The organism is Enterobacter sp. 50588862, assembly GCF_001462935.1.
Lineage (GTDB): Bacteria > Pseudomonadota > Gammaproteobacteria > Enterobacterales > Enterobacteriaceae > Enterobacter > Enterobacter bugandensis.
Genome location: NZ_LNHM01000007.1, coordinates 687,127 through 701,862, shown reverse-complemented (window position 1 = coordinate 701,862; position 14,736 = coordinate 687,127). Strand labels below are relative to the sequence as shown.

General features: G+C 54.9%; 13 protein-coding genes. 1 reads left to right on the top strand and 12 read right to left on the bottom strand.

Annotated features, from left to right (window positions below; genetic code table 11):
* Positions 1-100: 100 nt before the first annotated feature.
* Both APT89_RS03735 and APT89_RS03730 read right to left on the bottom strand, forming a co-directional pair.
* Positions 101-1,153, bottom strand: a complete 1,053-nt coding sequence (locus APT89_RS03735) for a YcjF family protein (protein ID WP_045630520.1) — start codon at positions 1,151-1,153, stop codon at positions 101-103.
* Positions 1,150-2,547: a YcjX family protein gene (locus APT89_RS03730; RefSeq protein WP_045260646.1), complete on the bottom strand. Its 1,398-nt coding sequence runs from the start codon at positions 2,545-2,547 to the stop codon at positions 1,150-1,152. Before APT89_RS03730 ends, APT89_RS03735 begins: the two co-directional genes overlap by 4 nt.
* Before the next feature lie 155 nt (positions 2,548-2,702).
* Here APT89_RS03730 and APT89_RS03725 point away from each other — a divergent pair, with 155 nt between their 5' ends.
* The gene (locus APT89_RS03725) at positions 2,703-3,713 is read left to right on the top strand and encodes a LacI family DNA-binding transcriptional regulator (protein ID WP_041909694.1); all 1,011 of its coding nucleotides are present in this window, start codon (positions 2,703-2,705) and stop codon (positions 3,711-3,713) included.
* Between the two features lie 33 nt (positions 3,714-3,746).
* Here the strand turns inward: APT89_RS03725 and APT89_RS03720 are convergent, their stop codons facing one another.
* The 10 genes from APT89_RS03720 to APT89_RS03675 all read right to left on the bottom strand — a co-directional run bounded on the left by APT89_RS03720 (position 3,747) and on the right by APT89_RS03675 (position 14,736).
* Positions 3,747-4,661, bottom strand: coding sequence for an OmpG family monomeric porin (locus APT89_RS03720; protein WP_060571751.1), 915 nt, complete (start codon positions 4,659-4,661; stop codon positions 3,747-3,749).
* A gap of 67 nt (positions 4,662-4,728) precedes the next feature.
* The gene (locus APT89_RS03715; RefSeq protein ID WP_041909689.1) at positions 4,729-5,811 is read right to left on the bottom strand and encodes an ABC transporter ATP-binding protein; all 1,083 of its coding nucleotides are present in this window, start codon (positions 5,809-5,811) and stop codon (positions 4,729-4,731) included.
* 13 nt (positions 5,812-5,824) lie between these two features.
* A complete protein-coding gene (gene pgmB / locus APT89_RS03710; protein WP_059354336.1) occupies positions 5,825-6,490 on the bottom strand; it encodes a beta-phosphoglucomutase in 666 nt (221 codons plus the stop codon).
* On the bottom strand, positions 6,480-8,759 hold the full coding sequence (locus APT89_RS03705) for a glycoside hydrolase family 65 protein (RefSeq protein WP_060571750.1): 2,280 nt from the start codon (positions 8,757-8,759) through the stop codon (positions 6,480-6,482). The genes pgmB and APT89_RS03705 overlap by 11 nt, the downstream gene beginning before the upstream one ends.
* Positions 8,753-9,811, bottom strand: a complete 1,059-nt coding sequence (locus APT89_RS03700) for a Gfo/Idh/MocA family protein (protein WP_120787283.1) — start codon at positions 9,809-9,811, stop codon at positions 8,753-8,755. The genes APT89_RS03705 and APT89_RS03700 overlap by 7 nt, the downstream gene beginning before the upstream one ends.
* A gap of 11 nt (positions 9,812-9,822) precedes the next feature.
* A complete protein-coding gene (locus APT89_RS03695; protein WP_041909683.1) occupies positions 9,823-10,611 on the bottom strand; it encodes a sugar phosphate isomerase/epimerase family protein in 789 nt (262 codons plus the stop codon).
* 17 nt (positions 10,612-10,628) lie between these two features.
* Positions 10,629-11,681: a zinc-dependent alcohol dehydrogenase gene (locus APT89_RS03690; RefSeq protein ID WP_041909681.1), complete on the bottom strand. Its 1,053-nt coding sequence runs from the start codon at positions 11,679-11,681 to the stop codon at positions 10,629-10,631.
* 29 nt (positions 11,682-11,710) lie between these two features.
* The gene (locus tag APT89_RS03685) at positions 11,711-12,553 is read right to left on the bottom strand and encodes a carbohydrate ABC transporter permease (RefSeq protein WP_028013372.1); all 843 of its coding nucleotides are present in this window, start codon (positions 12,551-12,553) and stop codon (positions 11,711-11,713) included.
* On the bottom strand, positions 12,540-13,421 hold the full coding sequence (locus APT89_RS03680; RefSeq protein WP_028013373.1) for a carbohydrate ABC transporter permease: 882 nt from the start codon (positions 13,419-13,421) through the stop codon (positions 12,540-12,542). The genes APT89_RS03685 and APT89_RS03680 overlap by 14 nt, the downstream gene beginning before the upstream one ends.
* A 22-nt stretch (positions 13,422-13,443) precedes the next feature.
* Positions 13,444-14,736 (bottom strand): ABC transporter substrate-binding protein, encoded by a 1,293-nt coding sequence (locus APT89_RS03675; RefSeq protein ID WP_041909679.1) that lies wholly within the window; start codon positions 14,734-14,736, stop codon positions 13,444-13,446.

Here is a 14,736-nt window from a genome sequence, read left to right as displayed (position 1 = left end):
GTTTTAAGCCAATAACGTTAAAATGATATGTCAGAACTCGGTGAACCGGAAGATGGCTGTCAACAAATATTGACAGCCAGCACGATTAGTGAACAACGCCTTAAGGAGACGGTTTTTTATTGAGCGTTTCTTTCAGCTGACCGATCAGTTCACGCCTGAAATCCCCCAGCCGCGGCTTATCGCCATCAATCCACGGCAGCGGACGGCACACCTCCATCGCTTTGATACCCAAACGCGCCGTCAGCAAGCCCGCGCCAATGCCCTGGGCTGCACGGGCTGAAAGACGCGCCGCCAGATCCTGCGACATCCAGTCCATTCCCACTTCGCGCACCAGCTCGCTCGCGCCCGCAAAGGCGATATTGAGCAGGACCAGTTTGAACAGCCTGAGCCGGCTGTAGTAACCCAGCTCTATGCCGTAAAGGTTCGCGATACGGTTGATGAGGCGCAGGTTACGCCAGGCGATAAAGGCCATATCCACCAGCGCCAGCGGGCTGACGGCAATCATCAGCGTGGATTCCGCCGCCGAGCGGCTAATCTCACGCCGCGCCTGGGCATCCAGCACCGGCTGAACCATATGGGAATAGAGCGTGACCACCTCCCGGTCGTTCTGGGTTTCATGGATGGCGGCGTACCAGCGCTGGAGCGCCGGATGCGACTGATCGATACCGGCCTGGCTGGCCAGTTTTTCACAGAAGGCGCGGCCTTTGCCAGTGCCGTGGCTGTGGAGGAGATCCCGCGCTTCATCGCGCTCGTGCGCACGCTGTCGCAAACGCCAGAGGCGGCGCCACTCGGTGGCAACCGACCCGACGCCCGCCCCCACGATGAGCGCGCCCGCGGCACATCCTCCCAGCGCAACCCAGTCCTGGGTTTGCCAGGCGTTCATCGCCCACTGCACGCCCTGCCCGACCACGCTGACGCCAAACAGCGCCAGACCGGCGGTGACCATCTTGCGCCACAGGCTGCGTTTAGGACGCAGAGCGGCTTCCACGACCGCCTCCGCCGGACCTTCCTCGACGACGGGATCGTCCGGCAGCGCCGGGGCAAAGTTCTCCGCCTGCGCGCCGCTGAACGTCTGCGCCGTTTTAAAGGCGTCCTGACGCTCGGGCTCAAGCGTTCCGGTAAAGTCTATGCGCGGTTTTAACGGTTCCGTCATCGCAGTTTATCTCCAATCAAAAACTCCAGCGCCGCATCCAGACGGATGTGCGGTAACGGCCGATCGACGCTCATGGTCTGAGGGCGGAAGGCTTCAAACTGAAAGCCCTGGCTCTGCCAGAAGGCCTGGCCCGGCAGCCGCGCGGGCACTTCGCCGGGATAGACGGTAAGCGGCTCGCCGTCACTGAGTCGATTCCCGCGTAATGCTGGTATTTTCTCGCCGTTAAGGTCAATCAGGCCGCTTTGGGTCGCCTGCACCGATGCGAGCCCAAGACAATCCATACTGATGCCTTCAAACGCGGCGTTTTGCCAGGCGTCCTGCACCAGCTGCTGCAGCAGAGAAACCATGTTGGCGTGCTGATCGACCGTAACGTGATCGGCTTTTGTGGCCGCAAACAGTAGCTTGTCGATCACCGGTGAGAACAGACGACGAAACAGCGTCCGCTGCCCGTAGTGGAAACTCTGCATCAGCTGCGTCAGCGCGAGGCGCATATCGTTAAATGCCTGCGGCCCGCTGTTGAGCGGCTGCAGGCAATCCACCAGCACAATCTGGCGGTCGAAACGTAAAAAGTGGTTTTTATAAAAACCTTTGACCACCTTTTCGCAGTAGTAATTGTAACGCTCGCGCAGCATGCCGGCATTCGTGTGTTTGTCGGCCTGTGCCAGCTTCGACTCGCCTGCGCCGTCCACATCCGGCCACGGGAAGAACTGCAGCGCGGGCGCGCCTGCTAAATCACCCGGCAAGACAAAACGGCCCGGCTGGATGAAGTGCAGCCCTTCCTGTTTGCACTGATGCAGATAGTCCGTCCAGGCTTCAGCAATGGTCGCCAGACGGTTTTCATCCGCAGGCGCCAGCGGATCAAGGCCCTCGCACAGCTGTCGCCATTTCGTTGACCACTCTGCGCGTTGCCCTTGCAACAAGCCCGTCATCTGGCGGGACCAGCTGAGGTAGTCCTGCGCCAGCATCGGCAGGTCGAGCAGCCATTCGCCGGGATAATCGACGATTTCCAGATACAGGGTTGAGGTATCCTTAAAGTGACGTATCAGCGATTCATTAGAACGAAAGCGCAGCGCAAGGCGAATTTCACTGACGCCTCGCGTTGGCGTCGGCCACGCGGGCGGATCGCCGTAAAGCTGCGCCAGCCCTTCGTCGTAGGTAAAACGCGGTATGCCAAAATCACGCTGAGGGACGCGCTTAACGCCCAGCAGACGCTCTTCGCGCACGGCGCTGAGCAACGGCAGCCGCGCGCCGGCGTGCAGGTTCAGCAACTGGTTTACCATCGCGGTGATGAACGCCGTCTTACCACTGCGGCTCAGGCCGGTAACGGCCAGACGCAGATGTCGATCAACGCCGCGGTTCACCAGTGAATTGAGTTCGTTCTTAAATCGCTTCATCGCCATCCTTCATTGCCCGGAAGCCAGGAATGTATGGCTTCAGAATACAATAAATGGGGGCAGATCGTTGATTATCAATTCTTATTTATTGCTATTGCCGTTTTCTCTCCAGTAAGATGAACGACATTGCTGTCAGTCCGGAGTGAGTAAGGTGTATGTCACCCACCATCTATGATATCGCACGGGTTGCGGGCGTATCGAAATCAACCGTTTCCCGCGTTCTGAATAAACAAACGAATATTTCCCCTGAAGCGCGAGACAAAGTGCTTAAGGCGATAGACGAATTAAATTATCAGCCCAACAAACTGGCCCGCGCCCTGACCTCTTCTGGCTTTGATGCCATTATGGTTATTTCGACCCGCTCGACCAAAACTACTGCCGGTAACCCTTTTTTCTCCGATGTTCTTCACGCCATTACGGCAAAAGCGGAAGAGGAAGGGTTTGACGTTATTTTACAAACCTCGAAAAGCAGTGAGGACGATCTGCAGAAGTGCGTGGGAAAAATAAAGCAGAAGATGATCAAAGGGATCATCATGCTCAGTTCACCCGCAAACGAATCTTTTTTCACCACGCTGGACGAATACGGTGTGCCCGTGGTGGTTATTGGAAAAGTAGAAGGAAAGTTCCAGAATATTTATTCTGTTGATACGGACAATTTTCACGACAGCGCTATTCTGGTCGATTCGTTTATTAAACATGGGCGAACAAAAATTGCCTGTCTGCATGCCCCGCTCGATTATCACGTTTCTATCGATCGCCTTGCGGGTTATAAATCCAGCCTTGAGAAGCAGGGTATCGCCATTAACCCGGACTGGGTTATTGATGGCGGATATACCCATGAAAGCGCGCTCCAGGCAGCCTGCAAATTACTCTCGTCTGACAACCCGCCCAATGCCGTTTTTGCTACTGACAGTATGAAATTGTTGGGTCTATATCGTGCAGCGGATGAGTTAAATCTGATGGTTCCCGAGCAGGTTGTTATGGCAGGCTACAGCGATCCGATGCTGTCTCTCGTTTTAACCCCTGCGCCAGGCGGGTTTGATATTCCGACAAGAAAGCTCGGCGAAGAGAGCTGCAACGTGTTGTTCAAGCGTATTGCGGGTAAACCTGCGCCGCATAAGATTTTGGTTGATACGCATTTTTCGGATGCGGCGTCCTTGCGCTAAAAACCAGGGGCAATCGCCCCTGGTAAATCATGATCAGAACGCGTAGTTCACGCCGACACCCGCGTAGTGGAAGCGATCGCTCTCACCTTCGTCATGGTTTTCCCATTCGTAGGCATATTCCAGCGTCATGGATAAACCGTTGTTAAAATCATAGGCGTACAGCATACCCAGACGGTTGAAATCATGTCCTTCACGCTCAGGATCGTCCTGCCAGTCCCAGTTTGACCAGCGATCGAGTCCCAGACGGGTATAAGGCGTTAACGTCGTCTGGCCTAACGAAATCGGCAGGTAGGCACGAATTTCCTGGGTAGAAAACTCGCCGTTATTACGTGAGCTGTCCATATTGAAGCCGCGCTCTAAATAATAATTTACTTTCGCAGAGAACGTTTCGTTGATGGTCCAGGTAAAGCCCGTTTCGGTCTCGACGCGGCTGTCAGAATAACCGGTTTTTTCCAGATCGTTGGCAAACTGATACATGGCAAACCAGCCGCCAAAGCGCCAGTCGTCGGTTAATTTAATATCCCAGTCAGGCTGAACTTTATAGCGCTGCATATTAGCGCTACCGTCTTTGGCACCGTGTTCATCTTTAAAGTGATAGCCATAATTGCGGAAGCCACCGGTCAGACCGAACGTAAAATCATCGGTGCCGATAAAGCGATAGCGCAATTCAAATTCCGGGCGATCGAAATAGGTGCCACGCGTCATGCTGCTATAATCAACCGGCCCTTCCTGATACATTGCCAGAGAGATTGTCCAGGCATCCCATGTTGCATTAAACCATACAGAGGGTTCATATAATCCATCTTTATCGTCGCTCTGACCTTCGACGTTTTCAATTTCATACATGGCACCGATATTAAACGCCCATTGCTTTGCGGATTCTGTTGCTTGCGCGCAGCTAACCCCTGCGCACAGAACGAGCGCAGCACTTCTTAGTAGAGTACTCATAAAATATTCCCTTTATAATTAACAAACAAAAAAAACCGGAAATTTGCATTTCCGGCAAACACCTTTCTTATCTAATAGCCGCTTCGGTATCGGCGTCGAAGAAATGGCACTTATTCATATCGAACTGAATGCCGATAGTATCTCCGGCTACGTAGTCATTGGCCGCGCCTGCGCGGACAACCAGTTCATGTCCGCCCACGGTGGCATAAAGCATAAATTCGGCACCGGTAAGCTCAGCGACGCTGACTTTCGCCGCGATATCTTCTCCGCTGCTCTGCAGGGTAAGAATGTCTTCCGGACGGATCCCGAAGACGACCGCTTTACGCTGGTAACCTTGCGCATTCAACTCAGCCAGCTTGTCCTCAGGGATCTCCAGACGCAGCGTTTCCGTTACGAAATAGCGATCGTCGATAGCGCCACGAATGAAGTTCATTGCCGGAGAGCCAATGAACCCTGCGACAAACATATTGGCCGGCTCGTTGTATACCTGCTTCGGCGCACCTACCTGCTGAATGATACCGTCTTTCAGGATCACGATGCGGGTCGCCATCGTCATGGCTTCCGTCTGGTCGTGCGTAACATAGATCATGGTGGTGTTAAGCTTCTGGTGAAGCTTGCTGATTTCGGCACGCATCTGCACGCGAAGCTTGGCATCGAGGTTGGATAACGGCTCATCCATCAGGAAGACGCCCGCTTCGCGCACGATCGCCCTGCCCAGCGCCACACGCTGGCGCTGACCACCCGATAAAGCGCCAGGTTTACGCTTCAGGTATTCGCGTAACCCTAAAATCTGCGCCGCCCAGTTCACGCGTTCTTCAATCACCGCGGGCGCTATTTTTTGCATTTTCAGGCCAAACGCCATGTTGTCGTAGACCGTCATATGCGGATAAAGCGCATAGTTCTGGAATACCATTGCGATATCACGCGATTTGGCAGGCACGTCATTCATGCACACGCCGTCGATAATCAGTTCACCCGCGCTGATCTCCTCAAGACCGGCAATCATTCGCAGCGTCGTGGATTTACCGCAGCCCGACGGACCGACGAAAACAATAAACTCTTTGTCTTCAATTTCGAGGTTGAAATCCTTAACCACGTGGACCTGGTTATCATAGATTTTCTGAATATGTTTCAGAGAAAGTTGAGCCATAATTTATTCCTTATCAATACGCCCGGGACGCCCAGAATTCTGTCAGGCATTTCCAGGTCAGTTCCCGCGTTGAATGAAGTTGTAATCCCGCATGGTTAAGGCCAGGCCCAATCCCGACCGACAGCATTCCTGCGGCGTTGATTGCTTCAATACCCGCAGCGGCATCTTCAATGCCAATCGCCTCTTCAGGACGCACGTTCAGCCCCGCACAGGCCGCAAGGAAGATCTCCGGGTCAGGCTTTGAACGGCAAATGCGGGAAGCATCAGCGCAAAAATCGAAGGCCTGATGAATGCCCAGCGCGTGCAAAATCCCTGGGGCATTGAGCGATACGGATGCCAGCCCAATCTTGACCTTCGCGGCACGGATCTCCGCCAGCACGTCGCGGATCCCCGGTAGCAGAGAATCCTGCGTCAGTGATGCCAGCGACTGGACGTAAAGCGCATTTTTTTTCGTCGCAAGCGCCAGGCATTGCTCCTCGCTAAACATCCCCTTTTTTCCGCCGTGCTTCAGAATGCGCTGGAGGGAATCCATGCGGCTTATTCCCTTGAGCTGTTCGTTAAACACTTCGTCGAAGGTAATGCCAATTTCCTCCGCCACGGCACGCCAGGCCAGAAAGTGAAGATGCGCGGTATCGGTGATCACACCGTCCAGATCGAATACAACAGCCTTAAGCGTCATGGCGCCCCTCCGTGGTAGCGGTCCCAGATGCGGATACAGAAAAGTCCTTATAGGTGCAAACTTTTCGCTCCGATACATGCAGCGTTTTGCCCCACAGCGTCAGCGTGGCAGGCGCCGTGGTTTCAATGGTTAACACCTCGTTCTCATACGTGAAGTGCATTGCTGCGTTCCGCCACCGCAGCGGGAAAGCGAGTTTCTGCCAATGAGCAGGCAGTTTTGGCGCGAGATGCAGTTCCCCTTCAATGATTTGCAGGCCAGCAAATCCCTGAATTGCGCCAGACCAGATCGCACCGGTTGCCGCGGCATGAATGCCCTCATCGCTGCTGTGCGGATCGTCGCCCAAATCAATGGCGATGCCATCGCGCCAGAAGGCATAGGCCCCCTGCGTGTCACCGCAGCGCGCGAGCACAATCCCGTGAATGGCCTTGCTCAGGGACGAATCATGGATCGTGCGTGGCTCATAGAACGCCAGATTGGCGGCGCATTGCCGTGGCGTAAACCGTTCTGGCAGCAGGTAGTTAAGCATCACCACATCGGCCTGCTTCAGGATCTGCATCTCGTTCACTTCCGCGCGGGAATAATCGAGCAGAATCGTCTGCTTACCCGCTTTGGCTTTGTAGCGGCTCAGATCGATGGCCGGTTTTACCATGAAGGTATCATCCTGCGGGATCACACCGTCTGCATCGGCCTCCGGTAGCCATAAGCGCGCCAGGAACTGCGCGGCATTCTCCGTAAAACGCTCATCCTCACGCCCAAACATCGCCATAAACTGGCGCGCGCAGGCAACGTTGTGCCAGGCCAGATAGTTGGTGTAAGCGTTGTTGTTCACGTGCTCGGTGTATTCGTCCGGTCCGATCACATCATGGATTTCCAGACGACCATTGACATCCGTTGCGCGTCCCATCCAGAACAAAGCCGTTTCCATCAGCAGCGTCAGGCCTTCGTTACGCATAAAGGCGTCATCATGCGTCGCCTGCCAGTACGCAACGACGGCCCAGGCAATATCAGCCACGATGTGATGCTCAGCAAGTGCGGAAGCCACCTTCTGGCGTACCCCGGTGCGGATGTTGATTGCCGCGAACTCCGGCGTCTCTTCCTCACCGCTTGCGGCGCTTTCCCATGGGAACAACGCGCCAGGCCAGCCGTTACGACGGGCTTTTTCCCGTGCGCCAGCCAGATTAAGCCAGCGATAGCGCAGCAGGCTGCGGGCAACCTGCGGGCGGGTAAACAGATGGAAAGGCAGCAGGAAAATTTCGGTATCCCAGAAGACGTGGCCTTTATACCCCTCTCCCGTCAGCCCCTTCGCAGCGATACTGCTTCGCTCATCATGGGCAGGCGTCATCGTGGTCAGGTGCCAGACCGCATAATCCAGCGCCATCTGATCCTGTTGCTCTGCGGAAGTCACTTCCACCCGGGCATCACGCCAGACCTCTTTCCAGGCATACGCTGAGCTTTCAAGCAATGCATCGTAACCTCTTGCGGCAGAAACTTTGAGATCGGCCAGCGCGTTGCGCGCAAAAGACTCCTGTGACAGCGCTTTATCGCTGCGATGCGTCACCCAGACGATCTTTTCCAGCGTGACAGTGTCACCCTGAGCAATGGTCAGTGAATGATGTACGCTGAGACGCCGATTTTTGGCGGTGAAACAGCTGTCGCTCTTAGCGGAGAGCTGACAAAACGCCGAAATAACAACCTCCGACGCCCGATCCTGCGTTTCATACACCCCCTGCATATAGTGCTGATCAAAGACCCTGACCGAGATTTCATCCAGATGCTGTCTGCCGCTGTTCGTTTGCGTTGCGTCGATGCCGGTTTTCAGCACCGCCTGCGTGGCGCCATCAAGGGGCGTGATCGAGAGCTGCATAGCCACTAATGGCAACTGGTCCAGCGACACAAATCGACGACTCTCAAGCCGATAGCGTTTGCCGTTGGGTGAACGCCAGACAACGTTGCGATGCAGTTCGCCGTTTGCGAAGGCCAGCTCGCGCTGCCACTCAAGGATTTCCCCTGAAAGGAGCGTGAAATTGACGCCGTCCAGCTCTACATCAATACCGGTGATATCCGGCAGATTGACCAGCTCAGTGGTCTCGTTGCGCCCCGCGCGATGATACAGCCCAGCGAGATACATGCCTCTGGTCTGCTGGGTGTAGTCTTCTTCATGCGCGGCGCGAATGCCCATGTAGCCATTGCCGCATGCCATGATGGAGGCGTATTTATTCAGGCTGTGTGGACAAAAGCCCGGATCGGTTAATACAGAGACGTTCAGCATAGTGTTACGCTTTCCCCTGTTTCTGCGGATTCATAAAGCGCGCCAACAAGCTGCTGAATTACCAGTCCCTGTTCTGCATCGGCAATCATCACGGGCTCTCCCAGCACGTGACGTACAAAGGCATCCATGCTGCGCAGATGGCGCTGATCGTCCGCCTCTTCGCGCTGGGTAAGGCTTTCTAAAACACCGGCTTCGTCGTTGTAGATGTGCGCCGGGAACAGCGTTGCACCCGCCTTTTCACCGCAGAAAGAGACGTTCATGATCGACTGCTCGCGAATGTTAAGCGCAAAGGAGGTGTCCAGACGCAAAATGCCGCCGTTGCAGAATTCAATCGTGCCAAACAGCGCATCTTCCACGGTAAATTGCGCAGGATCCCACTCGCCAAACTGACCGGTACTTTTACGGTTTCCCAGCCTCTGGAAGCTGTGCGCAGTCACCCGTTTTACCGCCGGGAAACCCAGGACATACATTGCGGCGTCGAGCATATGAATGCCGATATCAATCAGCGGTCCACCGCCCTGTAGCGATTTGTTGGTAAAAACGCCCCACCCCGGTACACCGCAGCGACGCAGCGCCTGCGCTGAGGTAAAGTAAACTTCACCGAGCGTTCCGTTCATTACCGCATCGCGCAGCAGTTGGGTATCCAGGGCAAAGCGATGGTGAAAATCATAGGCCAGAACTTTTCCTGCCTTGCGCGCCGCGATGCGCATCTCATCAGCCTGCTGCGGGGTCATCGCCGGGGGCTTTTCACACATCACATGGCAACCCGCCTCGAGCGACGCCATCACGTGTTCAAAATGGAATCGGTTGGGCGAACAGACGCTCACCACATCCGGTTTTACTGCCTGCAACATCTCGTGAGCGTCCTGCCATGCCGATGGAATAGCATAACGTTCCGCGAACGCCTGTGCCTGCTCAAGGCGGCTGTCCATGACAGCCACCATTTGAACATCACTGCGCGTGGCGTAATACGAGGCATGCACTTTGTCCGCGACCTGCCCGGCGCCAATAATGGCGACGCGCAGAGGCGAAGGTGTAGAAGCACTCATCACGCTCGTCATCCTTAGCATTCACGCAAATAAGTGAGAGAGTCCTGATAAGCCTTAGCCGGATCCTCGGCGCGAACACGGCATTCATACACTACGTATCCCTGATAGTTATCGGCACGCAGCTGATCGAACAGGCTGGCGAAATCGAGGCTGCCGCTGCCCGGCTGATAGCGGTGGTTATCTGCAATGTGAACATGACCCAGCAGATCGCGGTTCTGATGCAGCGCGTCCGTCAGCGAGTCTTCTTCAATGTTCATGTGATAGAAATCACCGATGATCTGCACGTGTTTCAGGCCGTTCTCTTCGATATAACGACGCGCGTCTGCCAGGGTGTTGATCATATGATCCTGGTAGCGGTTCAGCGGCTCCAGGTAGACGGTGGTGCCGGTGCGCGCGGCCACCTCATCAAGCCAGCGCAGCGAGGCGCTTACGGCTTTGCGGTCACCGTCCAGGCTGCGTGGAGAGGTCATTGGCGGCAGACGGAAGGTAAACATGCCCCAGGCCGCAGGCACGATAATGCCCTTTCCGCCGACTTCCGCCAGCGCTTCCAGAATGCGTTCGATCTGCTGTAATCCGTTCAGACGGCGTTCTTCGATGAAATCACCGATCCAGCCATCGTACCCGCCACATGCTGTCGTCACCGGCAGGCCCGTGGCTTTGATAGCGGCTTTCACGTCGTCGAGATTTTCCACCAGCAGACGTCCGTCAATTTCGTAGCCATCAAAACCCATCGCTTTGATGTACTCGAATTTTTCCATGATGTTGGTCGGGAAAAAGGCCTGGTTTTGTGTTGCGATCTTCATGATTTGCTGTCCTTAGCTTAAAAAGTGACGCCCATTTTGATACTGAGTTCCGGATGCTGATCGACATACTTCATATAGCTTTCCGGGCTGGTGGTGAAGGTCACGACCGGGTCGATCAGATCTTCACAGTTCAGATAACCGTTCATCAGCAATTCCCAGCAGGTCTCTTCGATACGCTTGCGGCTCCAGCGGGGATAGTCCGGGTTCGGTTCACTGCAGGCGCGGGAGAAGACAATCTTCGCGTTGTTGAAGTGCGCTTCGCGGCCCAGGTTGAAGCCTGCCGCAAACGGTTTGGCGAAGGCCACGTAGGAGATGGTGCCGCCGTAGGCGAGCCCGCGCAGCGCGGACTGCAGCGCATCCGCAAAGCCGCTGGTTTCGATGATCACGTCCGCGCCCTGCTTCCCGGTCAGCTTTTTGATTTCCAGACCGACATCGGTACCGATTGGATTCAGGCAGTGGTCCGCGCCGTGACGGCGAGCGATCTCACAGCGGTGTTCAATCGGATCAACGCCGATAACCACTGACGCACCGGCTTTTTTCGCCAGCTGAATCGCAATCTGTCCGATGGCTCCCAGACCGACTACGACAACAAAGTCACCCACACGGACGTTGGCATCACGCACGCCGCTCATGGCGAACTGCGCCGGATCGTAGCAAACGGCATTCTTCCAGGACGCGCCCTGCGGCATTTTACGCAGCTTATAGTTGTTCACCGCGTTTACGATGACCGTCTCCTGCAGCGGGCCGTAGCAGCAGACGCTGTCGCCGATCTGGTATTCCGTTACGTCTGCACCGCATTCAATAATGTCGCCAACGATCATGTTGCCCAGCTGGAACTTACCGAATTCGATACCGCGCGCAGCGCCCTCTTCACGCGGCGTGAACATCTGCCACTCTGCGTTGAACTCTTCATCAATAAACGGGCTTGCCGCGCGGAAATCCACGACTTCCGTTCCGTGCTTCGGGGCGCCAAAGCGGGCGCGAATTTTCACTTCATGTGCTTCCACAGCACGGTCTTCATACTCCACCAGCGCCGCTACGCGTGGCGCTGTCGCAACTAACTTCTTCATAACTTGCTCCTGATAAAAAATTGGCCGCCTTAGCCCTTGACGCCACCGGCGGTCAAACCACTTTTAATAAAACGTTCAGAGAGTGCGTACATGATGACCACCGGAAGCGCCGTCACCAGCGATGCCGCCATCATGCGACCCCAGATATAATCTGGCGTACTAAAGAGCGTGTTCAGCCCGACCGGCAGGGTAAAGTTGCTGGCGCTGGACAGGAAAATGGAGGCAAACAGGTAGTCGTTCCATGCCACCATGAAGCAGTAAACAAACACCGACACGAGACCGGAAATGGCCAGCGGCACGGTAATGCGGAAGATGATTTGCAGGCGGTTCAGACCATCCATCATCGCGGCCTCTTCTATTTCGTCCGGAATGGTGTCGAAATAGCTGCGCAGCATGAATACCGCCGTAGGCAACGTCTGGGTCACCATGGTGATGATGAGCGCCAGTTCAGTGTCGTAAATGCCGAGCGCGGTGATGATTTTGAACAGCGGCACCACCAGCAAAATCCCGGAGAACATATAGACGGTGTAGAAGCTCGCGTTGATCGTCGCGCGTCCTTTAAAACGCAGCTTGGACAAGGCGTAAGCGCCCAGCGTGCCGAGAAACACCGCAATTACCGATGACGTCAGCGACACCACCATGCTGTTGCGGAAATAATCCACGAACGGGAAAATTAGCGGGTTAAAGATGTCAACGTAATGCTGAAGCGTCCACGCCTGCGGCAGAATAGTCGGATTCAGCGATATGGCCTCTTTCGCGCTCTTGAATGACGTCATCAGCATCACGAAGAACGGGAACAGCGTGATAATCAGAAATACCGCCAGCCCCAGATAGAAACCAATACGGCCCAGTATGCGTTTATTTGTTGCCATTGAGGTTTACCCTTTTTCTGGTCAGCAGAATGACGGCGAAGATGATCACAAACAGCACAACAGAAATGGCGGCTGCTTTGCCCAGATCGTTGAATGCAAAGGCAGTTTTATAGAGATACACGCCCAGAATATCGACCTTCGTGGTCAGCAGATAAACATCCGCAAACATGTAGAACATCCAGATGGTTCGTAGCGTCACCACCGTTGCCAGTACAGGCATGATGGCGGGCAACGTGACGATACGGAAACGCTGCCAGGCGTTGGCTCCGTCCATCTCTGCCGCTTCATACAGCGATTTATCAATGGTCTGCAAAATCGCCAGGAATGAGATAAAGGCATACGGGAAGTAGCGCCAGATGGCGAACAGCACCACCAGCACGAAGCTGCTGCCAGGGTTATCGAACCAGAGCGGCGCCTGGTCATACAGATGCAGCAGATCGACGCCCAGATAGTTCACAATGCCGTAGCCGTTGTTGAACATGTATTTCCAGGCAAATACCAGGGAAATAGATGGCGTCACGTAGGATAAAATCACCAGCGAACGCGCCGTCTTCCGGAGACGAAACTCACGGTTAAAGAAGATGGCGACGGCAAGCCCCAGCCCGGTGCTGCCGAGCACGACCAGCGCCGTATACCAGAACGTCATCCACAGCGAGTGCCAGAACGCAGCATCCCCCAGAATGCGGATGTAGTTATCCAGGCCAACAAACACCGCATCAATACGCGGGTTAAGCGGCAGGCGTAAGAAACTGATTTCAATATTGGAAATCATTGGCCAGGCCACCAGGCCCCCCAGCAAAATCAGGCTGGGGGCCAACAGCAGCATGGCGAAAGGCATATCTGAACGACCAGAAAACAACGTCTTCATAATTTCCTTCCGCAGAGCGCTCCTATCGTTGTGAAATCAGGTCAGTCAGTCGCGTCTGGCTCTTGCTAAGCGTTGCGCTGAGATCTTGTTTACCCACGGTGACGTTATGCACCATGGAGCTGATAATGCCGGACCCTGTCACATCGCCCATGCGCGTGAAGTTTTTGTCGCCGACAGCACCAAACACCTGTACGTTCGGGAATTGGGCGATCAGTTCATAAGGCAGTTGCCCAAACGCTTTAATCACCTCGTTGTTTTTCCAGGTATCCGTTCCTACGACCAGCGTGTTCACCGGCAGCGCCGCGCCCGGCGACATCATGACCCAGTCGGTTGCGTTTTGAGCCTGCTCCATCCACGTCACAAACTTTTCAGCCGCTTGCGTTTCTTCTTCGGTTTGTCCGCTGGTGATCGTCAACGAGGTGACCATGCCATAAACGGCTGAGGACTTTTCTGTCGGGACAACGAAGCCAAGATTGGCAGGGTTACCATCCTGGAATACCGCCGGCAGGATGTAGGTGGAATAGACGGCCATCGGTGCAGAACCGTTCATGAAGGCATCTTTGATCTCCATGACGTCGTTCGAGCCCGGCATGGTGGTCGCGGCCAGCGCTTTATAGAACGCCAGCGCTTTCGCCATTTCAGGGGTGTCAATTTCAACGTTTCCGTTGGCATCAAAAACGTTCGCGCCGCCGGAAAGCGCAAACTGGGAGAACGCCTGCTCGGTCATGACGCTTTCCGCGGTGGGCAGCGCAATACCGTAATGTTTGTTGGCCGGGTCGTTAAGCTTCTGGCTGGCTTTCAGCAGCTGTTCCCAGTTATGCGGTTCCTGAATACCCGCAGCGGCAAGCACATCTTTGTGATACCAGATGCCGGACAGCCAGGCGCTCATCGGCACCCCCGTCCAGGCTGTGCCGTCTTCAGTACGCACAACACGCAGGATCCCGTCATAGAAGGTCTTTTCGCCTACCGCTTCAATGGCTTCACCGATAGCCTTGCGATCCAGCAGTTGTTCCTTATCCATGACTTTCGCGTAATCATGGCTGACTTCAATCACTTCAGGCAGCGCGCCCGTTCTGGCGAGCGTAATCACTTTGGTGTTGTAGGCATCTTCTTCCACCGGCACCTGCTTCACCGTAATGCCGGGGTTTTCTTTCTCGAATTTTTCGATCAGTTTCGTAATAACCGCCTGGCGCTCCTGCTCTACTGACGAGTGCATGAACTCAATGGTCACAGCAGACGCTTTATCATCTTTACAGCCTGATAACAGGGCGCACGAAACCAGTGCTGATAACAGCACAATTTTGGGCATTTTCAT

Bases quoted from the DNA above. Each gene is read 5' to 3' on its own strand.
- APT89_RS03715 (WP_041909689.1), bottom strand. From the start codon at position 5,811: ATGGCTCAACTTTCTCTGAAACATATTCAGAAAATCTATGATAACCAG.
- APT89_RS03720 (WP_060571751.1), bottom strand. From the start codon at position 4,661: ATGAGTACTCTACTAAGAAGTGCTGCGCTCGTTCTGTGCGCAGGGGTT.
- APT89_RS03730 (WP_045260646.1), bottom strand. From the start codon at position 2,547: ATGAAGCGATTTAAGAACGAACTCAATTCACTGGTGAACCGCGGCGTT.
- pgmB (WP_059354336.1), bottom strand. From the start codon at position 6,490: ATGACGCTTAAGGCTGTTGTATTCGATCTGGACGGTGTGATCACCGAT.
- APT89_RS03685 (WP_028013372.1), bottom strand. From the start codon at position 12,553: ATGGCAACAAATAAACGCATACTGGGCCGTATTGGTTTCTATCTGGGG.
- APT89_RS03725 (WP_041909694.1), top strand. From the start codon at position 2,703: ATGTCACCCACCATCTATGATATCGCACGGGTTGCGGGCGTATCGAAA.
- APT89_RS03675 (WP_041909679.1), bottom strand. From the start codon at position 14,736: ATGAAAATGCCCAAAATTGTGCTGTTATCAGCACTGGTTTCGTGCGCC.
- APT89_RS03690 (WP_041909681.1), bottom strand. From the start codon at position 11,681: ATGAAGAAGTTAGTTGCGACAGCGCCACGCGTAGCGGCGCTGGTGGAG.
- APT89_RS03705 (WP_060571750.1), bottom strand. From the start codon at position 8,759: ATGCTGAACGTCTCTGTATTAACCGATCCGGGCTTTTGTCCACACAGC.
- APT89_RS03695 (WP_041909683.1), bottom strand. From the start codon at position 10,611: ATGAAGATCGCAACACAAAACCAGGCCTTTTTCCCGACCAACATCATG.
- APT89_RS03680 (WP_028013373.1), bottom strand. From the start codon at position 13,421: ATGAAGACGTTGTTTTCTGGTCGTTCAGATATGCCTTTCGCCATGCTG.
- APT89_RS03735 (WP_045630520.1), bottom strand. From the start codon at position 1,153: ATGACGGAACCGTTAAAACCGCGCATAGACTTTACCGGAACGCTTGAG.